This window comes from Bradyrhizobium sp. P5_C11_2, assembly GCF_054049755.1.
In genome coordinates this window covers 1-2,548 of record NZ_JBFULT010000804.1, presented here as the reverse complement: position 1 = coordinate 2,548, position 2,548 = coordinate 1, and the positions used below count along the sequence as shown (strand labels likewise).

The 2,548-nt window shown below is 57.5% G+C and carries 2 protein-coding genes; one reads left to right on the top strand and one right to left on the bottom strand.

Annotated elements, in window-relative coordinates; genetic code table 11:
* Nucleotides 1-399 precede the first annotated feature (399 nt).
* Complete coding sequence (locus tag ACXJL8_RS38770; RefSeq protein WP_456624257.1) at nucleotides 400-1,158, bottom strand: WecB/TagA/CpsF family glycosyltransferase; 759 nt, start codon at nucleotides 1,156-1,158, stop codon at nucleotides 400-402.
* 733 nt (nucleotides 1,159-1,891) lie between these two features.
* Between ACXJL8_RS38770 and ACXJL8_RS38765 the strand changes: the two genes are divergently transcribed.
* Nucleotides 1,892-2,548: glycosyltransferase (locus tag ACXJL8_RS38765; RefSeq protein WP_456686789.1), on the top strand; the 657-nt coding region annotated here is incomplete at its 3' end.

The window sequence follows — 2,548 nt, the reverse complement described above, 5'->3', positions numbered from 1 at the left end:
CGGCGGTGACCGAAGCCGATTTGAAATCGCTCATCCGCCGTTTCGTAAAGCCGGTAGCCCGAGCCGTCTGGCCCCCGATGTAACATCAAATCGGTAAGCTTGATGAGAGTTTCGCGATCCTGATACTTGGCGGGACCAAGAACCCATCCGAATATCCCACACATTGTTAAATGCCTTATCTGGACGATAGTTGGATGATACTCGTCACGCCATATGCTCGTTTCTGGCTACCGCTCCGATTTGAGCTATCAATCAACTGAAGGTCAGAAGGCTGAAAACGCGGTTACCCAAGATGAGATCGCTCGCATCAGCGCGCGCTCGCGGCGTCGACTCAAATTAAAGTATGGCAGTCTGTCGCTCGCGGCTTGGTGAACACCTTAGGGCAGCTTGGTGAATACGTTAGACTGAATGGCCTACCTCACCCGCGCCAGGCGGCAACCCGCTGTTCGCTCGCGGTGCTATGCCTAACCTCTGGCGTACAATGGCTTGGGCCAGAATGCCGGCGAACAATGTATTGGTCTTGGCATATCGCCACCACATGCGTCCTGGCTCCTGATAGACGCGGTAGAGCCATTCAAGCCCGAGGTGCTGCATGCGAACAGGCGCCCGCTGTACCGCGCCGGCAAGAATATCGAACGAGCCGCCGACACCCATGATGAAAGGCACGCCGAGCACATCGCGATAGGACGCAAGAAAGCGCTCCTTGCGCGGCGAAGGCATGCCGATAAAGAGGCAGTCGGCGCGACTAGACCGAATTTCACGGACCACTTGGGCCTCCTGCTCGCGTGTGAAGTAGCCGTCCCTGAGGCCGGCGAACGCGATCGAGGGATGCTTGTCGAGGACTCGCCGCGCGGCCTGTTGCAACACGCCAGCAGTCGCTCCGAGAAAATACGGTTTGAAGCCGTCCTTTTCACATAGTGCTAGAATCTCGGTAAGCAGATCGATGCCGGTCACGCGCGACTGGACCGGCAGGCCGAGTGCCCGCGCCCCCCACACTATGCCCATGCCATCAATGCTGATCACATCACTGCTAACGACATCGGCAGCAAGCATCGGGTCAAAGCGCATGCTGACTAACTTGGCAACGTTGAGCGCAACATGTTGCAAACGCTGCTGGCTACGCATCGCCGTGCGTGCGAGCTCGACCGTATCAGCCATCGTAAGGACATCAATGGGGCACCCTAGAAATGACGCACGCATCGCCATCCTCCGCTTACCGCCGTGCAGGCGCAGCCAGGTCTGAACCTCAATCTTCGTCAAAGCGACGATAGCTTAGGGCGTGCTGAGCAAGTGCAAGCAGAAGGGTTGGTACCCTGGGGCTGAATGGCTACCCAATTGTGAGTAAGTCCGTGTTGAACAGAGTCTCGGTCGTTGCCGTCCACCTGATCCTGCTACGTGAGAGCGGAGCCCGAACACAGCCGCGATCGCTGCGAAAGCTCGCAAGCCTCCAGGCGGCTGGCTGGTGTGGCGTGTAGGTCGGTGGCACTGGTCGGTCGCCGTGGCGTTGAGGTAGCCAGGCAGTACGAATTTCGCAAAAGGCGGCTAGGAATGTTCAGTGGGGCGAGTCGGGCGAACGTCCGGGCCAACCGCTGGAACGCTTCGCAATCGTGTGCTGTCGGACTGTCGCTATAGCGGGCTGCGGTCTGTCCAGCCCGCGTAGCCCGATTGAGCAGCAACGTCTTTCATTTGGCAGTCGAGATTGGATTAAGAAGCTGCTAGAGATTGTCTCGTCTTATGATCTTCAGCTAGCAGGGCACCACGGAAACTATCCCGCGTCGGTGCGCAGTGTTCTCGGAAGAGCGTCGGATTGATCTTCCCGTTAAGGTTCGCACTGTTGACGGGCATTGGCATGGCGCCGCCGTAGCGTGTTGACAGATTTTCGGTGTATTTGATGAGTACGACCCAGAATACCCTTCGGTTGATCGTAGCCACGCCCTACGGCCTGCATGGCCGAGGAGGAATTGATCGCCTTACGGATCTCATCATCGATACAATCGATCAACGCGGAGATCTTGGCGTCAAGGCCGAGCGACTGGTAACCAGGGGACAGAAGAGCAGGTATTGGGGAGTGGTGGTCTTTGCCCGGGCACTGATTCAATTCGGTGTCGCAGCAGGACGCGGGAAGGTTGACCTGGTTCATTTTCAGCTTGCATGGCGCGGGAGCGCGTACCGCAAGCTGATCATCGCGGCTATAGCGCGCTATTTTGGGGTGCCCTATGTCGTGCACCTTCACGCCGGCCAGTTTGATCAGTTCTGGGCAGGAGCCGGGACATATTTGCGTCGAAGCATCAACCGATTGTTCGTGGATAGTGCGGCGATCATCGTGCTAGGCGACTATGGTGCGCGCGTCATTCTCGATCGGCTTCCCAGCCTTCGCGATAAAATAATGATTCTTCCGAACGCAAGCACGTCCCCGAGCCAACCAAACCTGGGCCGATCGGAATGCGGGCAAATTCGCATTACCTTTCTCGGCTTCCTTGAACCAGAAAAGGGGGTGCCGCAACTCGTTGATGCACTTGGAAAACTGGCATGCCGCACTGACTGGACC